The sequence below is a fragment of the Coleofasciculus sp. B1-GNL1-01 genome (genome assembly GCF_040220235.1).
Lineage (GTDB): Bacteria > Cyanobacteriota > Cyanobacteriia > Cyanobacteriales > Coleofasciculaceae > Coleofasciculus.
Genome location: NZ_JAVJTO010000010.1, coordinates 1 through 18861 on the forward strand (window position 1 = coordinate 1; position 18861 = coordinate 18861).

An 18861-nucleotide genomic window follows, 5' to 3' on the forward strand; every position below is an offset into this window, starting at 1 on the left:
ACCGACTCCAGTACAGAAGAAGGCTTTAGATTTATTGGGTGTCAGCCTGATATGTACCCAGTGAAGCCAAAAGTGAAATCGCCCTAAGCCAAGATAGGCATACAGTGTAGCCATTTGTCAAAGGGGAACTTCAGTCTAAAATTTGATGTCAAGATTGTCAATTGGTTCGGTTTCAACGACTAAGATACCTTCTTTGCGATAGACTTTTGGATGTTGAGAGGTTGATGAGTGAACGGCTGGTGAGACTGGGACTGTTATTTCAGTATTTTGCTGATTGAGGGCAGTGACTTTCTCCGCGACAGCCTGTAGGATGAACTGTTCCAACGAGATTCCTTGCTGACTTGCCCACTTTTCGGCGTCTTGCTGGAGTTGCACAGGAAGATTCATAGAAATACGTACAGAATGATACCCTGTATCCCAATTTTAAGCGATTGATAGCGGGCGCGATCGCAACTCCTGCAAACTTCGATACAACTAATATGACCTGGTGCAATTGCTGGCTAATTATTCCAACTCATCAGGATAAGGAAGTAATGGTTCAAGTAGTGTCATCAGTTCTGGAATATCAGTTTGAATGACATCCCATAAGGTATTGAGGTTGACTCGATCATATTGATGAATCAGAATGTCTCGCATTCCGGCAATGTCCCGCCAGGGAATTTCAGGATGTTGATTCCGAAATTCTATCGACAGTCGTTTGACAGCTTCTCCAATTACAATGACTTGATAAAGAATCGCGGATTGCTTCTCTTCATTGATTGCCAATGCCGATTGATCGAGTCCTTCAGCAAATCGCTGTATTTTTTGGGCGGCTTTAGCAATATCTAGTAAGGAAGCCCTATCTCTGCTCATAAATCACTTGGGCTGTTTGGAGAATTTCGCGGCGACGAATCCAATTTTCACTGGTTTCGACAGATTGTTTCAGCACGATATCGATGGGGCGTTCTAAGTACGTTTCCAGTTCATGTTTGATGCGAGCAAGAGTTAATAAGCCTTGTCTGGCATTGGGTGCAAAGCTGATCAGTATGTCAATATCACTATCCGCCCGAAATTCTTCGCGCAGCACTGAGCCAAAGAGCGCCATTTCCACAATTTGCCATCGCTGACAAAATTCGGCAATTTCAGTTAGGGACAGTTTGAATCGTTGTTGGAGTTTGGGATTGACATCGACGTCTTGCTGGAGTTGCACAGGAAGATTCATAGAAATAAGTACAGAATGATACCGTGTATCCCAATTTTAAGCTATTGATAGCGGGCGCGATCGCATTAGGATTGATCCCTGAGTAGGACTCATTATACAGCCTCCTGAGTCGAAAACAGTGATTTAATTCCAATCATACACCTCAGTCTATCAGCCATGACTGTTCTTAAGGATAATGATCCACAAAATACATAAACGCTTTTTGTCCCATTTCTGAATAGAACTGTTTCGGTGATCCTAAAATGCTGACTGGAGCGTGCCATTGGACTTAAAATACGTTTTGTAGGCGATCGCGAAAATACTGGCGATATAATTCAAAGCGGGGTACAGTGGCATTTCCCCGTAACTGCACTAACCCCATACTGTGTAATTTAAACGCCAACACGGATTCTAACTCAACGGGTTCCTGCGCTCCTAGCACCTGAGCAAAGGCTGTCGCCAATTCGGGGTGCTGCTGCAAATTCCATAGATGTCGGCGCAGGTGATCCCCGTAAATTCCCGCTTCGGTTGGCGCTATCTCTACCAATTTCTCTAAGGTTAACTCGCCTCTGGCTATATAATACAGAGCCACTCGGACTAAATAGGGATGTCCACCCACCATTGTCATCAATTGCTCAACCTGATGAGTTTGCCAATTGAGTCCATGACGCTGGGCTAAATCAGTAACTTGTTCTCGACTAAATTCCGATAATTCAATCGGCAAACCCACATTAAACGGGGATTGATTGATATCCAAGGGAATATAAACTTCCGTTGAATGCACCACCACTAAACGCAATTTTGCCCACAAATCACTGTCGCTATCCCCATACCCTGCTTCTTCATACCAAGCGCGTAAGAGGGCAAAAAAATCATCGGTTATTTTGGGATGCTGAAACACCCGATCCACTTCATCTAATCCCAAGACTAACGGTGTATCGGTTTCCGATAACAAAATATCCTCAAAATAAGCCGTACAGTTATCTTTACTCCCAAACGTATCCGTCCAATATGCCTCAACTTGATGGGGTAAACGCAGCTTCCGGGTAATTTTGGCACATAACCACTGTAAGAGTTGATTGAGATTGGTAAACACGCTTTTATCCGCATGTTGAAAGCTTAAGGGAACGGTGCGACAACCTTGCTCTCTGGCTTGATACAAAATTCTCGCCATTAACGAGGTTTTCCCCATCTGTCGCGGTGCTTTAATCCGAATCAAGGTTCCTGGTTTGAGAATTTCTTGATAACATTGTGTTTCATCGGGAACTCGTTCGACATAGAAGGCGGAAGCTAACCGCACTTGACCTTGAGGTAATTCGGGTTCAGCTACAGGTAAAGGCGGTAAGGGGTTGATTGGAGTCTGATAGCTTCTGATGTCCTCCGCTACATCGTTCCCTTCCCAGATTGGAGTTTCCCAATCCTCACCCCCCGACAACCGTTGTAACACCGCCTGTACCACAGTGGGGGTATCAGCGGGAGTGTTCCATTCCTGATAGCCAATTCCCTGAAGATAACTGCGTAAATCGTGGTTGAGGGGAGTACGGGGTGGACAATTCACCCGAATCGGTAAGATAACGGGTTTAGCCGTGTGACTCTCATCTCGTAACTCCTGAACCCGTCGTAACGCTTCAATCACCATTTCACTCAATGCGGCTTGGGGAGACAAGAGCAGGATAAAATACTCACATTGCGCCAGTTGGCGATCAATCTGCGCTAATTCCGCCTCGACGACAGCAGCGGAATGGCTGGAACCCTTCCCCACCCCTGTTCTAAAGGCTGAATATCCCGCTTGGGCGATCGCCTCCTCTAACTGAATCGCTAAACTCCCGTCAGGCTCTTGGTTATGGTAACTGAGAAACACTTGCGGCTGCTGCGTCTTAGCTCGCGCGATCGCACCCTGAATCTTTTTTTTGCTGACTTTTTCCCCTAATACCTGGGACAGCTTTTGCCATAACTTATAACCTACATATTTTTCCACGTACTCTGGATTTTGCGGATAAATCTCCTTATAGGAGCGTCCTTGCCAAGATCCGACAAAAACCTGCCGTTCTAGGTCATTTAGGTGCTTTCCCGTCTTCAGATAGGTTAAGCGATCGATAAAATTTAAGGCGTCTTTATAATCCATCTCCCCTTTATCAATAAAATTCAAAATTAAAACTAGGGAACAGGAAACATGGAACCGACAACAAAACGATTTCACGTTTCATTGAGTCTGGCTAAGTAGGTTGGTGGAAATAAACTCCAGTATATTAAGTTATGTGAATATTTCTCAACCCCTTACATAAGACGATCCCCCGCCGTTGCTTTCCTGCTAGGGTTATGCCATGCTAAATTATATCCATTCTAATCATCAACTTTATTATAATTTTAACAAGCGCTCTCTCGGCGAAGTTAATTTTTCTCGATTCTGGGAATAGCGCTTAAAAAATTCTACCTGATATTTCAGGCTTTTTTAACGGGCGATGAACATACAAAGAAATAGTTATGAGGTTTTATGAGTTTTTTATTTGATCAACAAATAAAATTGATTTGGATTGTTAGCTCACCCAAACTATTATTTTTTTTTGTGAGGTTTTATGGTTTACATAACCCAGATGATCAACGAAACTAATAAATAGGTGTTCCCCACCGATTGATCTGTGAATCTACCAGGGTAAAGCCGCCCAACCGGGCTGAAATACCCGACTCGGTTATAAATTTAGATAGTATGACAGGGGAAGAACAATGTTTAATTTAACAGGGGTGCTAGTTCGCGATTGTGTCGAACGTCTACAAGTCGGCTACCGTCAGACTTACGGAAATTCTCAAACCGATTATGCTGAGGTGATCACGGGAGTGGCTCAAGTGGCTCTCGACCGGATTGCCCAGAGTGATGCTCTCTACCACAATGTTGAACATACCATTTTGGTGAGCTTAGTCGGACAAGAAATCCTTCGAGGGAAACATATCCTAGAAGGAAACGTTTCCCGTCAAGATTGGCTCACGTCAATCGTGTCTTGGTTATGCCATGACATTGGCTATGTTAAAGGGATTTGCCGAAATGACCAACCTGACCAACGATTGTACGTGATTGGTCTTGATGATATGATGATATCCTTGCCCCAGGGGGCAACCGATGCGAGTTTGACATCCTACCATGTTGACCGAGGAAAGCGGTTTGTGGACGAGTATTTCGGCGCTCATCCCTTCATTGATTGTGCCATCGTAAAACGCAATATTGAGTTAACCCGTTTTCCAGTACCTGCTGATAACGCCCATCACGATACGATGAATTATCCGGGTTTGACTCGTGCGGCTGATTTGATTGGTCAGCTTAGTGATCCACGTTACTTACAAAAGATTCCCGCCTTGTTTGGCGAGTTTGAAGAAAGTGGCGCGAATAAAATTTTAGGCTATCACAATCCGGGTGAACTGCGGCAAAACTACCCCAACTTTTTCTGGACAATTGTGTTGCAATACATCCAACCCGCTTTGCGGTATTTAGAGGTCACGAAAACAGGTCAACAAATTATTGCCAATCTGTATGGTAATGTCTTACAGGTTGAACAGGAAAATAGGGTAAGCCCAAAGAAGGTTGCCATGTTTGTTTAAGCCATCTTTAGAGGACGATATAAGAGTTTAAGTCCATTTAAATGGACTTAAGCGATTAGCCCGGAGTTTGAACTCCGGGCTAGAATTGTCAAACAGAATTGGTATTAGAATTCAGATGACAGCGTTGCTGATAAATTTGCGCCACCTGATCCGCTGGGTTTTGGCGCAAACAGGCTTCAAACAGTTTTAGCGCTTCGGCATAAGCCTGTTGATTATACAGAGACAACGCTAAGGCAAATCGGTCTTGATTTGCCAATTTACCCTCTCGGACTTCCGGTAAGTCAGCATCAAAGATTTCATAGACGGTAACCAGTTCAGATTTGCCTTTGACTTTGACATGATCAATCATGCGGATAGCATAGTCGTAGGGGTTTTGCAATTGTTTGAACGTGTGGTGAGAAATTAATAATGATACGCCATAATTTTTGGTTAAGCCTTCCAAACGAGCCGCTAAATTAACCGCATCACTAATTACGGTGGTATCCATGCGGTTATATCCGCCCACAGTCCCTAACATTAATGTTCCTGTATTAATGCCCATACCTAGTTGAATGGCTCGATAATTACAGTTAGCTCGATGTTGATTATATTCAGTTAACTGATGCAACATGGCAATTCCGGCTTTAACCGCATCATCTGCACCGCCACTAAAGAGTGCCATAATCGCATCCCCAATATATTTATCAATAAATCCTTTATTTTTAATAATAGTGGGTTCCATTCGAGATAGATAGGAATTGATGAATTTAAAATTCTCTTCAGGGGTCATCCCTTCCGAAAGAGCAGTGAAGTCGCGAATATCCGAAAATAACACGGACATTTCTTTCTCCACTTGGTCGCCTAACTTAACATCAATAATAGTCTCTTTATTGAGTAACTGGAGAAATTGACCCGGCACAAAGCGAGAAAAAGCATGATTGAGTTGATTGAGATGACCTGTAAACTTGAGTCGTTCGGCTTCCCCCCGTTTGCGTTCGGTAATATCGTTCAGCACGACAATGGCGTAGCTAACATTTCCCTTGTCATCAAAGATGGGGGTTCCTAAAACCTCAATCGGCACTATTTTGTCGGGCTGGTGAATCTCTATCCCTTCATAGATGGAATTTTTACCGTTAAGCGCTTGGATAATTGGCTCAAGATTGGCGGGATAAACTTTCTCGGATTTGGGAGAATAAATTGGATAAATTTCGGGTAGTCGATTGGCAGGATTGGTGGGAATTAGACCTTGCCCAAAAAGTTTCTTTGCCGTCTGATTTGCATAGTAGGGTCTACCGTTTTGATCAACGACAAAAACGCCGACAGGTATCGCTTCTAAGAATTGAGTGAGCCGACTTTCACTATCTCGTAATTGATCTTGAGCCTGCAGCCGTTGATTAATTTCGCGATAAATGTGAGAATAGACAAAAACAAGAATACCTAAGTCAAAAATGAGTCCAATGGAGAAAATCAATATTGTCGTATGGACTGTGTCTTGAGTGTGCTGCGATCGCGCCTGAAATAGCCGCTCTTCCTCCGCCTTCATCTGATGAAAGATATCGCGAATCTGCTCCATGATCAGTTTGCCTTCGTTTGTGTTGACAATCTCTAGAGCCGCGTCTAATCCTTGCTCGTTTCTTAAAGTAATGGTTTGCTGAAGTTCGGCTAATTTCTGATAAATCAAAGGGATAGCAAGTTCTATTTGTTTTTGATGATAGGGGTTTTCTGCTGTCAAGTCTTGTAGCTTTTTTATATCATCTTCGACTTTATCAATTGCTTTTTTATAAGGCTCAAGATAGCGCTTTTTTCCTGTTAAAAGATAACCCCGCTGTCCCGTTTCGGCATCCGTAATTTCCGCTAAGACTTCCTCCAGCTTTGTTAATACTTTTTTGGCATGGAGTTCTTTTTGATTCATGTCTCTCAGGCGAAATGCACTATAATAACCAATTGAGCTGACGATAACGATAAGGCTGGAGGTTAGTCCAAATCCTAGGATGATTTTGCGTTGTATCGATAGTTTCATCATCAAGGGTAGAGTTTAACCGAAGAAACTCTGATTGGTGTTAAATCTCAAAATACTTATTCAGGTATAATTTATCTTTGTCCGTAATTTAAAATAATAATATTTTTTTACATAGTCAGCTCGGCATGATTTTATTGTTTTCAGATAAAAATTATGCCAAAACTGGGTTATTTATTTTTCGTTCAGAGAAATACGTCTCGCGTTCAGGGTCTGTAAAATATAACCAGCATTTTACTGATCCACTCTCGGCTTTGGCAAATGCTGGTTTATTGGTCATGAGTTCTTTGTCCTTTGTCCTTTGTCCTTTCTCAGGGAATGGGAACCGGGAAAATCAACATTCATACCCAGTTGCAGTCTAATGTAGAACTTTCTTTTTCCCCCATCTCCCCCTCACCCCCTCACCCCATCTACTCTATCTGCTATCTTTGAACGCAACTTGGTATCAGTCCCCCCTAGACTTGACAAATAATCGCGCCCTTCAAAATTGCCCCACTCAGATTCGCACCATTGAGATTTGCCTGATTCAGATTGGTATTTCTCAGGTTTGCTCCTTTCAGATTTGTCTGACTGAGATTAGCGCCTGTCAAATCAGCACCACTGAGATTCGCATCGGTTAAATCCGCGCCTTTCAGATTTGCGCCTCTGAGATCAGCATTTCTTAAGAAAACAGCGATGAGGTTCGTATCAATTAAAATGGCTTGATTCAGGTTTGTTGTATGACAAATCGCTTCATAGAGATTCGCCCGACTGAGGTTGGCTCGACTGAGATTCGCCCGACTAAGATTGGCTCGACTGAGGTTGAAGTTTTGCAAATTATACTCACTGAGATTCAATCCACTCAGATCAACCTTACTAAAGTTCAGTTTAATTACATTAGGTTTACTCTGATTTTGATTTAAGTTAATATTTTGCAGTCGCCACCGATTCCAATTTTCAACACCTTGTTTTAGGATAACTATATCGTTCGCATTTGCCACTTTGTATGACTCCTCCAAGTTTCAACGTGATCGCAGTATCGTTTTGTAAAAATTCTCTGAATTATTCAGAATGGCGAGAATAGGGTCGATTTGGAGTCATAAAAATTGCTGAGATTGTTATTAAATCAAGTGACTAACATTGAGTTCATGCCAGAAACGGGTGATGAAACAAATAGGGGTTTCATCGATCAATGTAACAAAAGTTTAAGACCTTATTCCGATTATCGGATAAGAAGTGCTTGGTCAAAACATAGAGAATTTTCTATGGCATAGCTATGAATCGAGGGAGTTTTGAGTGTGTAGGGGCGGGTTTCGGGAATCGCGTTTCGCTATTGACGATAACGTTTGTTCAAAACCCGCCCTGAGTATTGAGTGTTGATCTTTCGCTTCGCTAGTCGGATAAGATTTCGACCTGGCGCGATCCTTGAGGGAAGCTGGTTTGAAGGAGTGTCGAGACTTAGCCGATTACGTTTCTACACCCCCTGTCTCCTTAAAGGCGGGTTAAATGGCGGGTGCGATCGCGCTAGTGGTTCCCTGGGTGTCAATCGAATGCGATCGCGCTATTGCAGAAATTCCCACCTCTTGCCAAGCCTCAGCCATAGCGGTGACTACGGCTTCAGCTTGCATCGGATCGACAAGCGCCAACAAAGTGGGACCAGCGCCACTAATCGTCACTCCATAGGCACCTGCTTTTAAGGCGGCGGTTTGTACCGCTTCATACCCCGGAATCAAAGCCTGTCGGTAGGGTTGATGTAACGTATCCTGGAGGGCAGTTTGTAACCAATCACCTCGTCCCGTTGCTAAGGCGCGTACCAATAAGCCGAAATGGGCAATATTAAAAATAGCATCCGCCCGACTCACTTGGGTGGGGATTACCTGTCGCGCCTCTTGGGTGGAGAGTTCAAAATTGGGAATGGCGACAACCGGGACAATTTGATCATGCCAAGGAATATCACAAATCTCCCATTCCTTGAGAACCGCATCCCCCCGCGCCGCCAGACGACAGCCGCCCAACAAAGCGGGGACAACATTATCTGGATGTCCTTCCAGCGCGATCGCTAATTGCATGACTTCGGTTTGACTCAGGGGTTCCCCAGCGAGTTGGTTAGCGCCAACTAATCCACCGACAATCGCCGTGGCGGAACTTCCTAACCCTCTGGCTAGGGGAACATCTAAATCAATTTTGAGTTGGACGGGGGGAGGTGTATGACCAATCTGGTTGTATAGTTTCAGAAAGGCTTGGTAAGCCAGATTCGTTTCATCAGTTTTTACCTGGTTTGCCTCGACACCCGACACCCGAATTCTCACCGCCCGTTCTGTTTCCCAGGGAGTATCCGAACTCAGACGAGTAAACGTGAACGTGTTGTACAGGGTTAAGGCAGCGCCAATGCAATCAAATCCGGGTCCTAAGTTGGCGGTTGTCGCGGGAACAGTAACGGTGACGGGAGAATGGATAGACATTCGTGCGGGATTAGATTAAAAGATGCCAAGGGGCAATCTTACCAGATTTCCTGTATCAATGTAGAGACGACTCATGCTACATCTGTCCGTCTGTCAATGGTGGTAGGGGTGAGTTTAGTCACAATTGTAGGGGCGGGTTTAGTCACAATTGTAGGGGCGAGTTTAGTCACAATTGTAGGGGCGAGTTTAGTCACAATTGTAGGGGCGGGTTTAGGAACTAAAGTCAGATCCTCAGAACTAACGGAACAACAAAACCCGCCCTCCCCACCGATAACCGAACAACAAAACCAGACCTCCCCACCGATAACCGAACAACAAAACCCGTCCTTATGGATACGCTGATTCAGCTTTCCCCTAATTAACGACGATTGATCAGAACAAAACCTCTAGTTTTTTCTGAGGTAGAATCCACCGTCGCCATGGCTTGCCAAAGGTCTTCCGCCTCAACCCAAATGGGTGGATACTTGTAGCGGGATACATCTAAAATTAGAAAGCGATCGCTCTGTTGATTATATGCCGCGATCGGGGAAATATGTCCGCCCCGTTCCTGACCCATGGTTTTGCGTAAGTAGTTGACTAAGACGAAGTTATTGGGGTCTTCTAAATTCTCGACCACCATCTGACGGAATTTGTCTAGAGTTACTTCACTGGCGTGGTAAACTTCGGCGTTGAGGGGATAGGTTTCTAAGAGTTGACCTAATTGGTCTAAGGTCATCCCTTGACGGGCAATGACCGCAGCAGGGAGAATTTTTTCAGTTTGTTCATTTAAAACATTTTCTTGGGTAAAAATGTGATAGTCCCCAAAGTTAGTGGTTGGCGGTGCAGGGATAGAAAGGGCGTTGAGTACCATCACTATACTGGCGACGCCACAATAGGCTAAATTTTCCTGGGTTTCAAAATGGATACTTAAGGGGAAATAGTCCCGACGAGCATTACTTTCAACGAGTAGGGTTTCTCCATCCTGAGAGTTGAGGTTAATTAAATCTTGGGATAGGGGCAATGTTTGGGGGAGGAGTTTACCTGTAGCAAAGGAAAACCCGATAATTCCGGCACCTAGAGGAATGCGAAGTGCTTTGAGAAACTTCAGTCGATGCATATTGAGCTGGAGTTGTCGAATATTGCTAATATGCTGATATTAATCTGCTTTGTTGACAGATGGCTAATTCTACTAGCAGACATTAAGACCAACAGTTAAAGTTCGTACTTGCTCAAGGCTTTATCTGACACGAATCAGGGCGCACGTCGGTGCGCCCCTACGGGTTTTCGGGTTACTTTTTATCTATTGGGCTTGATTGGGACGTCCCATTCCTCTTCGACCCCGACGATTTCCCCGCATTTGACGTATTTGTTCTTGTTGTTCCTCGGTTAGAACATCTCGCATCTGTTCCCGTGCGGATTGGTGAATTTCCCGCATCTGATCCCGTTGTGCTTCGGTCAGATTTAGCGCCCGCATCCCTTCCCGGTGTCGCTGGCGTTGTTCCCGCAATTCTTGGAACTGTTCCCGTTGTTCGGGGGTGAGAATTTGTTCGATTTGCGAGTGTTTGTTTTCCCGGATTTGCTCTAACTGCGTTTGTTGGTCGGTTGTTAGGTTCAGTTCCTCTGCGAATCGGGGTTGGGAAAATGCTGCCATGGGTGCAGCCGCGAGAGTAATTGCAGCGATGGTGGCGAAGAGAGGAAAGACTTTGATGTTCATGATGTTACAGTTGTCAACAATTTGCCGTTTGATGTCTTTATCCTAGAAACTGTAGAGGTTAATCGACTTGAGGCAAACGTCCTGATTTGAGGTGGGACTTTAGTCCTAGTATGTCAGGTGTGGAGGAGATGGGGGAGTTATCAGTTATCAGTGAGCAGTTATCAGTTATCAGGAGCAGGGGAAACAGAGGAAGATGAGGCAGATGGGGAATATAGAGGAGCAGAGGGAGATTGTGTAGGGGCGGGTTTCACTACTATCTTTTTGGTTACACCGAAATGTAACTAAACCCGCCCCGACTTTACGAACGAAAAAGGACTAATGACAAAGGACTAATGACCAAACACCCAATTCCTTTCCTTTTATATCTAGAATGGATTCTCCTGGGAATCATCGCTATCATTGAATTCCTGCGATTTCCTTTTCCTCTCCTCCCTCGCTTCCCTTTCCTGAATTTGTTGGGTTTAGCTGTCTTTGGTGTGATGGGGTTAAGATTACCGACCCAGAAATCAGTTAAGGTGATTTATACTGGCGTGGAAATTTGCGTAATTCTCCTCGTCTCCCTGGTGGGCAAACTTCGCATGTTACCCTTGATGTTAATTATTTTAGTTATCCGCAATTGTTTTATCTTTGAACGGCAAAGTCGCTTAATTATTACCGGATTCGCGTTTGTCTTATTTCTGATGCGAGAAGTTGACCGATTTCAGTCTCGCAGCCTTCGCCTTCGCCCTCCCTTTCGCCCCCCAGTTTTGGCGATGCCAGAACGCTGGCTATTTATCCTGTTAAGTTCTATAGTAGTCTTTGGCTTAGTTTTAGTCTTTTTACAGTTATTAGTTGATGCGGTATTAGCCGAACGGCGCAGCCGGGACGAATTAGCACAGGCAAATGCACAACTGCGACGCTATGCTACCCGGATTGAGGATATGGCGACGCTGCAAGAACGGAATCGGATTGCTAGAGAAATCCATGATTCCTTGGGACATTCTCTGATTACGTTTAATCTGCACTTAGAAGCCGCGTTGCGGCTTTTGGAGTCGAATCCCACCGAAGCCAAAGATTTTTTACTCGAAGTCAAACAAGTCGCCGCGACTGCGCTGCAAGACGTGCGTCAATCCGTGGCAACTCTGCGGTCTAACCCGTTACAAGGGCAATCTCTAGAGGATGCGATCGCCTCTTTAATCCAAGAATTTCACAAGTCTACAGGTATCTTACCCGATTGTCAGATCAATTTGTCCCATCCGGTGACGCCTGATGTGAAAATGACGAGTTATCGGATTATCCAAGAATCCCTCACCAATATCTATAAACACGCCAAAGCCACGGAGGTGAGTATCCAGATTTGGACAGATTCCCAGTTCCATCTGATCATTCAGGATAATGGCAGAGGATTCGATGTGACGCAGAATACCACGGGTTTTGGACTCCAAGGGATGCGGGAACGTACTCAAGCGTTAGGGGGTCGTTTTACAATTAACACAGCACCCGGACAAGGGTGTCAAGTTATTGTTGAGTGGTGACTTGTCTTATGTCATTCGTCATTCGTCATAAGTAAGCTGTTCGGCATTTAAACCATAATGTCAAGAATTGCGAGATCCTTGTAGTGCGTTAAGCGAAGCCATGCCGCAGGCTTTGCATCTTGCTCGCTACTAATACCCAATTTAAATGCATTTCAGCTTAGTGGAGTGTGTAGGGGCGGGTTTAGGAACTTTCTGCTTGGCTATAGATGGTAAATTTTGTACAAAACCCGCCCTAATTTAGGATTGAGTGTGGAGTGGAGTTTTTATGATTAAAATCCTATTAGTTGATGACCAAAGTCTAGTCCGACGCGGGTTAAAAGCCTTATTACAATTTGAAGATGATTTCGAGGTTATCGGAGAAGCGGATAATGGAGAAACGGCGATCGCGCAACTGGAAACCTTACACCCTGATATTATCCTCATGGATGTGCGTATGCCGATTATGGATGGTGTCGCTGCTACCCGCGAAATCCATCAACGGTTTCCCCACATCAAACTATTGGTTTTAACCACATTCGATGATGATGAGTATATTACCCAAGCCCTGCATTATGGTGCATCGGGCTATTTACTCAAAGATACACCCCCCGACGAATTAGCCCAAGCGATTCGGGCGGTGCATAAGGGGTATACTCAATTGGGACCAGGAATTGGTCAAAAGATTATGACGCAAATCCCTGCTTCTGTCTCCAATTCCTCCACCGCTTGGGATGAACTCACCCCCAGAGAACAGGAAATCCTCCGCTTAATCGCCACGGGTGCGAATAATCGAGAAATTGCCCAAACTCTGTATATTTCCCAGAAGACCGTGAAAAATCATATTACCAATATCTTAAGCCGATTGAACCTACGCGATCGCACTCAAGCGGCAATCTGGGCAAACTCTCATTCAATCCACGGCTAGGAGTTCCACAGACTCAGCCAAAATTATAGGTTTATTTTCGTATTCCGCTTCTAGGCTTTGTTCCACATCTAAATCCCAGGTTAAATCATAATCCTTCTCCAACTCCTCCTTACTAACAAACCGACCCACTTCCCCTGTAACTCTCACCCAGTTGTCCTCTATAATCGGCGTATCGGGATTAGCATTCATCACCAGGACTTGTTTGTCTAACAGGGGTTCTTCCTGTACCAGCTTAAATGTACTCGAATCGATAACCTCGTCCACCTTACCATCCACGGTAATCATCTCACCCGTCAACTCCTCCCTATTCTCAGAGACATCGCCTAAGGTAGAAGCATTGTCTATGGCTGTCTCACCTACTGTCTCCTCTGGCGGTATAGCCACTTCCTCTTCATGGAAAATACTACAAGCAGACAAAAGTACCATCACCAGCCCCAAACCCATCATTTTCCGAAGTACCATTGAGAACCCTCCTAACTGCGGTTATGCTTTACACTAAACAGAATAGACGTGCGATCGCGTCTGGCTAGAGTCTAACTCCCACATCCTTCCCTAGAGAGAAATTTACCCGATTACTCATTGCCTTAACTCGAATGACACACTCCTTAATCTGAGTTCGTAGTTGCGCTTTAGCGCCATAAACGCATGTCTATCACCCGTCACGGCGGTTAGGACACCAATTTTAATCATCATCTAAAACCATGTCTCACTTCACCACCATCAACATTCAGATCAAAGACGGCGAAATTCTGCATCAAACATTGCAGGAGTTGGGGTATCAAGTCGAATGCAATACCTCGGTACGCGGCTATCACGGAAATACTACCGAAGCCGAATACGTGATTCGCCAGTCTAATGGTTACGATTTAGGATTCCGTCAAAATGGCGAGGCGTATGAACTCGTGGCAGATTTCTGGGGGGCGAGAATTAATCAAACAGAATTCGTCAATTCCGTGAATCAAAAATACGCCCATAAAATGTTAATGCATTCCGTGCAAAAACAAGGATTTAATGTCGAAGAAGAAGACGTATTAGAAGACGGTACAGTGCGGGTAGTTGTGGGACGCTGGCAATAAAAACGTCCCCCCATTCCCCATTCATATTGTCAAGGCGGGTTGAGTCACTCAGTTGGTCTCCAATGATGCATCAACAAAACCCGCCCTTTGCAAGAATAGTAACGTGGCATCTCTCAATTGAAGTTCGTAGTAAGGGCTTGACGCTTAAATTTTGTTGGGTTTACTGCATCCACCTAACCTACAGGTTTTCAGGGTTAATTCAAATGTCATATAGTGACTTTACGTTAGCCAAAGTTAAAAAAGACTTTGACTTAATTACTGTAGAAGAAATGAATACGTTTAGTCAGGTTGCTGAGTTTGCACCCAGTTCCTTCCTGACAGATACTTTACACTATAATATTCCCTTAGCCTTAGCCAGCAATAGTGAAAAAGCTCGATCTGAAATGATTATTGCCCCAATTTTAATTGATATCAGAAGACAATTACACGAACAGATAAACTTATTTTCAGGAATTGAATTTAATCTTGATAAAGAACGCGGATTGAATGGAGTTTGCGATTTTCTGATTAGCCAGTCTCCGGAACAGTTATTTGTCAATGCGCCAGTAATTACGCTGGTAGAAGCAAAGAAAGAAAATCTGATTGGGGGATTGGGACAGTGTGTAGCAGAAATGGTAGCGGCTCAGATTTTCAATGACCGCGAAGGAAATGGGATATCCGAAATTTATGGCGCAGTCACGTCAGGAACCAACTGGAAGTTTTTGCGCCTTAAAGGAAACGTTATCGAAATTGATTTAAATGAGTATTATCTGAATGATATCGATAAAATTTTAGGAATTTTGGCAAATGCTGTTCAAGACCATTAATAATTATATTGATAATTATATTGATCTAAGTTGCCTGATTATTCACACATCCCCAGATCTTAATCGTCTTATCCAAACTTCCACTGACTAAATATTGCCCATCCTGGCAAAACGCCAGACAGGTTACAGCCTCATTATGTCCCGTCAATGTCTGAATTTGTTTTCCCGTCGCTACATCCCAAAACTTGATCGCCCGATCATTCCCCCCACTGATTAAAATTCGCCCATATCGACTAAACAGCAGACTATTCACCGCAAAATAATAGCCCTCCAACGTATGTTCAACCTGGTGAGTCGCTAGATTCCAGAGTTGGATTTGTCCTTGCCAATTGGTACTCGCTAATGTCAACCCATCAGGATTCATCGCCACTTGGTTAGCGTAACTTTTCAATGTCCGAGGACGATCTCTTGTCCGTAAATCCCACAGCTTAATCTTGCCATCCCGACTGCTACTCACTAAGGTATTACCATCCGCACTAAAGGCAAGACTCCAAATCTCATCCGTATGCGCCCCTAGAGTTAATTGATTACTAAACGTACAAATCAGTTTACCCGTTTCGAGATGCCAAAGTTTAATTGTGGTATCCTGACTGCCACTAGCGAGAATTTGACCATCAGGACGAATCGCGATCGCCCGAATGATATCTTGATGTCCATAGAGACTGTGGCGAAGTTCTCCCTGATCCCAAATCTCGATCACCTGACTTGCACCATTTCTAACTCGCACGACTGTTTTCACATCCTCTGTTAATGCCAAAAATTCTTTCGCTTTGGGATATTTGGGAATCTTGTAGAGGACTTGTTCCGTCTGCCAATGGTACACTCGAATGGTTTTCCCGCGTAAATAGGCAATCCTTGTCCCATCGGGACTGATCGCAATAGATTGACCTAGCTTATAGGTGGCGATATCCTCAAACAGGTGATACGGGAGATACGCATTAACCGCCCGTTTCGCCTCTCGTTCAGTGCGATCGCGCAACAGTAAATAGGCAATTCGCTGCACTTGTTCTGATTCATCCTGCAAAGCGGGGATAATTACCCCTAAACCCGATTCTCCATACTTGCACGCCTCTTTAAGTGCAGCAATTCTCACCGTCTCATCGTCACTTGCCAGACGCCGCTTAACCCCTGCAATCCCGCCTAAAATAACCGCACCCAGAGGGGCAGCATAAGACGAACCAAGAACAGCGTCATTGTTTCTGGGCTGATTAAAATGCTCCACCATAATCGTTTATGATATCGTTTCCCCTTATTTCTCCAATTCTATAAAAACTTACCCCAAATCCTGCTAAATTCTCTGCGTCCCTCTGCGAAAACCTCTGCGTTCCTCTGCGTTAAAAAAACATCAGATTAGATATCACAAACTACTAATTACTTATGAATAAATCCCGATCGCGTTCCCTGCACCCCAACCTTGTGATAAACCGCTAGAATCTCAGGTGCGGCTAGCGATCGATTAAACAGTTGCACATCACTCATCCTACCCTGAAAGAATCCCGGTAAACTCGGATGATCCGAACGCCGTCCCAATCGCAGAGGTTTAAAATTATTCAGCGAACCCTGTCGTCCCGTCGGATTAAACCGATATTTCAACTCAATCCCATCAACATACCATCGTCCCCCATCCGTCGCATCTCGGTCAACGGTAACCATCAGATAATGCCAGAGATCATCAGCAATGAAGCGCTGACTATCATAATTCGTCCAAGCAGACTCGATTCCATCCGCTAATTGTAAACCCAACCGACCTTTATGCAGATATAAACAATATCCTTGCACCGAACCCGAGGTTTCCACGCGCTTATCCAAAATTACCTCAAGTCCGCGACTACGACTTTTAACACCCACACCAATCGAGAAATCCCCAACCCCAAAATTCAGGGCTGATCCATGGGGAATTTCCACATAGTCATCCCCATCAAATTGCAGCGCACTCCCTAACCCTTGAGGTAGAACATATTCGACAAAGCGATAAGACTCCGGATTCACCTCATCCGGATGTCCCGCACCACCTAATCCCGGCATTCGACCCGGAACCATCGTTACTGGTGTCGCCCCCTTAATTGTGCCATCATTTCCCCCCACACTATCCGCCGCGATGTCCCCTTCTTTTTCATCTAACCGCCACCAGGCTATCCGATTAGCCGGGACATAATGTTGAATGGCTTGCTGAACCCACGATTGTTTCTGATTCCACAGGATTAAGAGTGCTGCTTGTCGTACCCGTGGGGATTCATCTTGTACAAAAGCGTCCTGCACCAAACTTAACCCCGCATCCCCATAGGCGATGGCTTCGCTAATAGCGGCTAAACGTTGTTCTACAACAAGAGAGGTTAAACGCATCCTCACCCCAGCAATACCACCTAAGACTACGCCTTTAGTTGGGGGTGGATTTTTACCGCCGAGAACGGCGTCATCCTTTTTGGGTCGGTGAGAATCCTTTGCCATCGCCCCTATTTCCCTATCCTCTTTAACCTATAATGCCATTCTTCTCAGAGAGCGATCGCGCTACGGTTCGCGGAGTCATTGAAACATCTGGCGAGATTCTGAGGCTCATTCCTCGCTATAGCAAAAGCTTCACGTCCACCGGAGGAGTCTCTACAACCTCTGCTCCCCTGCTACCCTTTGCCTTCTGTCTTTTCTCCACCAAATACGGCTAACCCATAATATTTCCAAGGTACGGCTACAGATTCAAACCCAGCCGTTTTCAACATATCTAGATGGGATGCTAATGTAACTAATTGATCCGGTTGAGAATAACCGTAAGGAATACTTTTACCTGTTTTCGTCCTGACTTTGGTTAATGTGGTTCCCTGTTTTACACACCATTCCTCGCGAATATGCTTATAGGCTTCTGACAAAATTGGTGATTCAGGAACAACCGGATCAGCATTCCAAAACACACCGCCAGGGTTAAGGCTTTCCCCAATTTTAGTAAACAGTTTTACCTTCATTTCATCCGTCAAATGATGAATAGCTAGAGAGGAAACACAAGCATCAAAACCATAAGTTTAAAGAATTAGAGAAAAGCCAACCCGGACAAAACTCAAAAAGAATTAGCTCAACTGTAGGGGAATGTCAGCCATCATACAATTAGTAGAGGATTCAAGAAAATTGGCTACACTCGTAAAAAAAAACTTATGGCTATCAGGAGAGATGTGAAGATGCCAGATGCGAGTTTAAACAAAAACTAGCTAACTATAGACCAAAACAGGTAATATACATAGATGAAAGCGGAATCAACAATAATGAAAGCTATCCCTACGGATGGAGCCAAAAAGGGGAAAGATTATATAGTATGCGACCCGGTAAACGCCAAGATAGACTAAGTATTATCGGCGCTTTATGTGACGGTAATTTTTTCGCCCCGATGGTATATGAAGGATATTGTACAGCCAAGGTAATTGAGACATGGTTAGAAAATGAGTGAGGTACAGGTGAGGCTTGCTGGACAAGGGTTTCAGTTGCTAATCTGTATCTCATCCAATTGAAAAACGCTATACAACAACTAACAACAACTAAAGCCCCCTTTCCGTGAAGAAAAGAGGGCTTGATGAAAGAAGAAGTCTGGCATCGAGCTATTTTCCCAGGGGGCAACCCCCAAAGTATCTTCGCCGCAGCAACGTTTCACAGCCGAGTTCGGGATGGGGTCGGAGTGGA

General features: G+C 44.5%; 21 protein-coding genes, 1 rRNA gene and 1 pseudogene. 8 read left to right on the top strand and 15 right to left on the bottom strand.

Annotated elements, in window-relative coordinates; translation table 11 throughout:
- Nucleotides 1–135: 135 nt before the first annotated feature.
- From RID53_RS02130 to RID53_RS02145, 4 genes are all read right to left on the bottom strand, one after another.
- The gene (locus tag RID53_RS02130) at nucleotides 136–387 is read right to left on the bottom strand and encodes a hypothetical protein (RefSeq protein ID WP_446386549.1); all 252 of its coding nucleotides are present in this window, start codon (nucleotides 385–387) and stop codon (nucleotides 136–138) included.
- 117 nt (nucleotides 388–504) lie between these two features.
- A complete protein-coding gene (locus tag RID53_RS02135) occupies nucleotides 505–852 on the bottom strand; it encodes a HepT-like ribonuclease domain-containing protein (RefSeq protein ID WP_446386550.1) in 348 nt (115 codons plus the stop codon).
- Nucleotides 839–1201 carry a nucleotidyltransferase family protein gene (locus tag RID53_RS02140; protein WP_446386551.1) on the bottom strand — a complete coding sequence of 121 codons (363 nt, stop codon included), beginning with the start codon at nucleotides 1199–1201 and terminating at the stop codon, nucleotides 839–841. The genes RID53_RS02135 and RID53_RS02140 overlap by 14 nt, the downstream gene beginning before the upstream one ends.
- Before the next feature lie 268 nt (nucleotides 1202–1469).
- Entirely contained in the window at nucleotides 1470–3305 is a 1836-nt protein-coding gene (locus tag RID53_RS02145; protein ID WP_446386552.1) for an AAA-like domain-containing protein, read from the bottom strand.
- A 599-nt stretch (nucleotides 3306–3904) separates the two neighbouring features.
- On the opposite strand from RID53_RS02145, the gene RID53_RS02150 reads away from it, so the two are divergent.
- Nucleotides 3905–4771 (top strand): Npun_R2479 family HD domain-containing metalloprotein, encoded by an 867-nt coding sequence (locus RID53_RS02150; RefSeq protein WP_446386553.1) that lies wholly within the window; start codon nucleotides 3905–3907, stop codon nucleotides 4769–4771.
- 88 nt (nucleotides 4772–4859) lie between these two features.
- Here the strand turns inward: RID53_RS02150 and RID53_RS02155 are convergent, their stop codons facing one another.
- The 4 genes from RID53_RS02155 to thrB all read right to left on the bottom strand — a co-directional run bounded on the left by RID53_RS02155 (nucleotide 4860) and on the right by thrB (nucleotide 9208).
- Nucleotides 4860–6770, bottom strand: a complete 1911-nt coding sequence (locus tag RID53_RS02155; protein ID WP_446386554.1) for a CHASE3 domain-containing protein — start codon at nucleotides 6768–6770, stop codon at nucleotides 4860–4862.
- Nucleotides 6771–6921: 151 nt separating this feature from the next.
- On the bottom strand, nucleotides 6922–7047 hold the full coding sequence (locus RID53_RS02160; protein WP_446386555.1) for a hypothetical protein: 126 nt from the start codon (nucleotides 7045–7047) through the stop codon (nucleotides 6922–6924).
- A gap of 175 nt (nucleotides 7048–7222) precedes the next feature.
- On the bottom strand, nucleotides 7223–7747 hold the full coding sequence (locus RID53_RS02165) for a pentapeptide repeat-containing protein (RefSeq protein WP_446386556.1): 525 nt from the start codon (nucleotides 7745–7747) through the stop codon (nucleotides 7223–7225).
- 501 nt (nucleotides 7748–8248) lie between these two features.
- Nucleotides 8249–9208: a homoserine kinase gene (gene thrB, locus RID53_RS02170; RefSeq protein ID WP_446386557.1), complete on the bottom strand. Its 960-nt coding sequence runs from the start codon at nucleotides 9206–9208 to the stop codon at nucleotides 8249–8251.
- Between thrB and RID53_RS02175 the strand changes: the two genes are divergently transcribed.
- On the top strand, nucleotides 9197–9550 hold the full coding sequence (locus tag RID53_RS02175; RefSeq protein ID WP_446386558.1) for a hypothetical protein: 354 nt from the start codon (nucleotides 9197–9199) through the stop codon (nucleotides 9548–9550). The genes thrB and RID53_RS02175 overlap by 12 nt on opposite strands.
- A 16-nt stretch (nucleotides 9551–9566) precedes the next feature.
- Here RID53_RS02175 and RID53_RS02180 read toward each other — a convergent pair whose 3' ends face one another.
- Both RID53_RS02180 and RID53_RS02185 read right to left on the bottom strand, forming a co-directional pair.
- Nucleotides 9567–10304 (bottom strand): phytochelatin synthase family protein, encoded by a 738-nt coding sequence (locus RID53_RS02180; protein ID WP_446386559.1) that lies wholly within the window; start codon nucleotides 10302–10304, stop codon nucleotides 9567–9569.
- A gap of 183 nt (nucleotides 10305–10487) precedes the next feature.
- On the bottom strand, nucleotides 10488–10901 hold the full coding sequence (locus RID53_RS02185; RefSeq protein WP_446386560.1) for a Spy/CpxP family protein refolding chaperone: 414 nt from the start codon (nucleotides 10899–10901) through the stop codon (nucleotides 10488–10490).
- Nucleotides 10902–11051: 150 nt separating this feature from the next.
- Here RID53_RS02185 and RID53_RS02190 point away from each other — a divergent pair, with 150 nt between their 5' ends.
- The 3 genes from RID53_RS02190 (at nucleotide 11052) to RID53_RS02200 (ending at nucleotide 13319) form a co-directional block, all read left to right on the top strand.
- Nucleotides 11052–11186: a hypothetical protein gene (locus RID53_RS02190; protein WP_446386561.1), complete on the top strand. Its 135-nt coding sequence runs from the start codon at nucleotides 11052–11054 to the stop codon at nucleotides 11184–11186.
- A 47-nt stretch (nucleotides 11187–11233) separates the two neighbouring features.
- Nucleotides 11234–12415 carry a sensor histidine kinase gene (locus RID53_RS02195; RefSeq protein WP_446386562.1) on the top strand — a complete coding sequence of 394 codons (1182 nt, stop codon included), beginning with the start codon at nucleotides 11234–11236 and terminating at the stop codon, nucleotides 12413–12415.
- Nucleotides 12416–12680: 265 nt separating this feature from the next.
- Nucleotides 12681–13319, top strand: a complete 639-nt coding sequence (locus RID53_RS02200) for a response regulator (protein WP_446386563.1) — start codon at nucleotides 12681–12683, stop codon at nucleotides 13317–13319.
- Here the strand turns inward: RID53_RS02200 and RID53_RS02205 are convergent.
- A complete protein-coding gene (locus RID53_RS02205; protein ID WP_446386564.1) occupies nucleotides 13305–13781 on the bottom strand; it encodes a hypothetical protein in 477 nt (158 codons plus the stop codon). The genes RID53_RS02200 and RID53_RS02205 overlap by 15 nt on opposite strands.
- A 239-nt stretch (nucleotides 13782–14020) precedes the next feature.
- Between RID53_RS02205 and RID53_RS02210 the strand changes: the two genes are divergently transcribed.
- Nucleotides 14021–14395: a DUF1257 domain-containing protein gene (locus tag RID53_RS02210; protein ID WP_446386565.1), complete on the top strand. Its 375-nt coding sequence runs from the start codon at nucleotides 14021–14023 to the stop codon at nucleotides 14393–14395.
- 203 nt (nucleotides 14396–14598) lie between these two features.
- The gene (locus RID53_RS02215; protein ID WP_446386566.1) at nucleotides 14599–15201 is read left to right on the top strand and encodes a hypothetical protein; all 603 of its coding nucleotides are present in this window, start codon (nucleotides 14599–14601) and stop codon (nucleotides 15199–15201) included.
- Between the two features lie 25 nt (nucleotides 15202–15226).
- Here RID53_RS02215 and RID53_RS02220 read toward each other — a convergent pair whose 3' ends face one another.
- The 3 genes and pseudogenes from RID53_RS02220 to RID53_RS02230 all read right to left on the bottom strand — a co-directional run.
- Nucleotides 15227–16426: a WD40 domain-containing protein gene (locus tag RID53_RS02220; protein WP_446386567.1), complete on the bottom strand. Its 1200-nt coding sequence runs from the start codon at nucleotides 16424–16426 to the stop codon at nucleotides 15227–15229.
- 146 nt (nucleotides 16427–16572) lie between these two features.
- On the bottom strand, nucleotides 16573–17649 hold the full coding sequence (locus RID53_RS02225) for a LamG domain-containing protein (protein ID WP_446386568.1): 1077 nt from the start codon (nucleotides 17647–17649) through the stop codon (nucleotides 16573–16575).
- 170 nt (nucleotides 17650–17819) lie between these two features.
- Nucleotides 17820–18203, bottom strand: a pseudogene (locus RID53_RS02230) (class I SAM-dependent methyltransferase); the annotation flags it as partial.
- Nucleotides 18204–18424: 221 nt separating this feature from the next.
- On the opposite strand from RID53_RS02230, the gene RID53_RS02235 reads away from it, so the two are divergent.
- The gene (locus RID53_RS02235) at nucleotides 18425–18631 is read left to right on the top strand and encodes a transposase (protein WP_446386569.1); all 207 of its coding nucleotides are present in this window, start codon (nucleotides 18425–18427) and stop codon (nucleotides 18629–18631) included.
- 135 nt (nucleotides 18632–18766) lie between these two features.
- On the opposite strand, the gene rrf is transcribed toward RID53_RS02235, so the two are convergent.
- Nucleotides 18767–18861, bottom strand: a 5S ribosomal RNA gene (gene rrf, locus RID53_RS02240); the annotation flags it as partial.

What these genes read in the sequence shown, in the direction of transcription:
- RID53_RS02130 (WP_446386549.1), bottom strand. Translation starts at nt 387, where the DNA reads ATGAATCTTCCTGTGCAACTCCAGCAAGACGCCGAAAAGTGGGCAAGT.
- RID53_RS02135 (WP_446386550.1), bottom strand. Translation starts at nt 852, where the DNA reads ATGAGCAGAGATAGGGCTTCCTTACTAGATATTGCTAAAGCCGCCCAA.
- RID53_RS02140 (WP_446386551.1), bottom strand. Translation starts at nt 1,201, where the DNA reads ATGAATCTTCCTGTGCAACTCCAGCAAGACGTCGATGTCAATCCCAAA.
- RID53_RS02145 (WP_446386552.1), bottom strand. Translation starts at nt 3,305, where the DNA reads ATGGATTATAAAGACGCCTTAAATTTTATCGATCGCTTAACCTATCTG.
- RID53_RS02150 (WP_446386553.1), top strand. Translation starts at nt 3,905, where the DNA reads ATGTTTAATTTAACAGGGGTGCTAGTTCGCGATTGTGTCGAACGTCTA.
- RID53_RS02155 (WP_446386554.1), bottom strand. Translation starts at nt 6,770, where the DNA reads ATGAAACTATCGATACAACGCAAAATCATCCTAGGATTTGGACTAACC.
- RID53_RS02160 (WP_446386555.1), bottom strand. Translation starts at nt 7,047, where the DNA reads ATGACCAATAAACCAGCATTTGCCAAAGCCGAGAGTGGATCAGTAAAA.
- RID53_RS02175 (WP_446386558.1), top strand. Translation starts at nt 9,197, where the DNA reads ATGGATAGACATTCGTGCGGGATTAGATTAAAAGATGCCAAGGGGCAA.
- thrB (WP_446386557.1), bottom strand. Translation starts at nt 9,208, where the DNA reads ATGTCTATCCATTCTCCCGTCACCGTTACTGTTCCCGCGACAACCGCC.
- RID53_RS02180 (WP_446386559.1), bottom strand. Translation starts at nt 10,304, where the DNA reads ATGCATCGACTGAAGTTTCTCAAAGCACTTCGCATTCCTCTAGGTGCC.
- RID53_RS02185 (WP_446386560.1), bottom strand. Translation starts at nt 10,901, where the DNA reads ATGAACATCAAAGTCTTTCCTCTCTTCGCCACCATCGCTGCAATTACT.
- RID53_RS02195 (WP_446386562.1), top strand. Translation starts at nt 11,234, where the DNA reads ATGACCAAACACCCAATTCCTTTCCTTTTATATCTAGAATGGATTCTC.
- RID53_RS02200 (WP_446386563.1), top strand. Translation starts at nt 12,681, where the DNA reads ATGATTAAAATCCTATTAGTTGATGACCAAAGTCTAGTCCGACGCGGG.
- RID53_RS02205 (WP_446386564.1), bottom strand. Translation starts at nt 13,781, where the DNA reads ATGGTACTTCGGAAAATGATGGGTTTGGGGCTGGTGATGGTACTTTTG.
- RID53_RS02210 (WP_446386565.1), top strand. Translation starts at nt 14,021, where the DNA reads ATGTCTCACTTCACCACCATCAACATTCAGATCAAAGACGGCGAAATT.
- RID53_RS02215 (WP_446386566.1), top strand. Translation starts at nt 14,599, where the DNA reads ATGTCATATAGTGACTTTACGTTAGCCAAAGTTAAAAAAGACTTTGAC.
- RID53_RS02220 (WP_446386567.1), bottom strand. Translation starts at nt 16,426, where the DNA reads ATGGTGGAGCATTTTAATCAGCCCAGAAACAATGACGCTGTTCTTGGT.
- RID53_RS02225 (WP_446386568.1), bottom strand. Translation starts at nt 17,649, where the DNA reads ATGGCAAAGGATTCTCACCGACCCAAAAAGGATGACGCCGTTCTCGGC.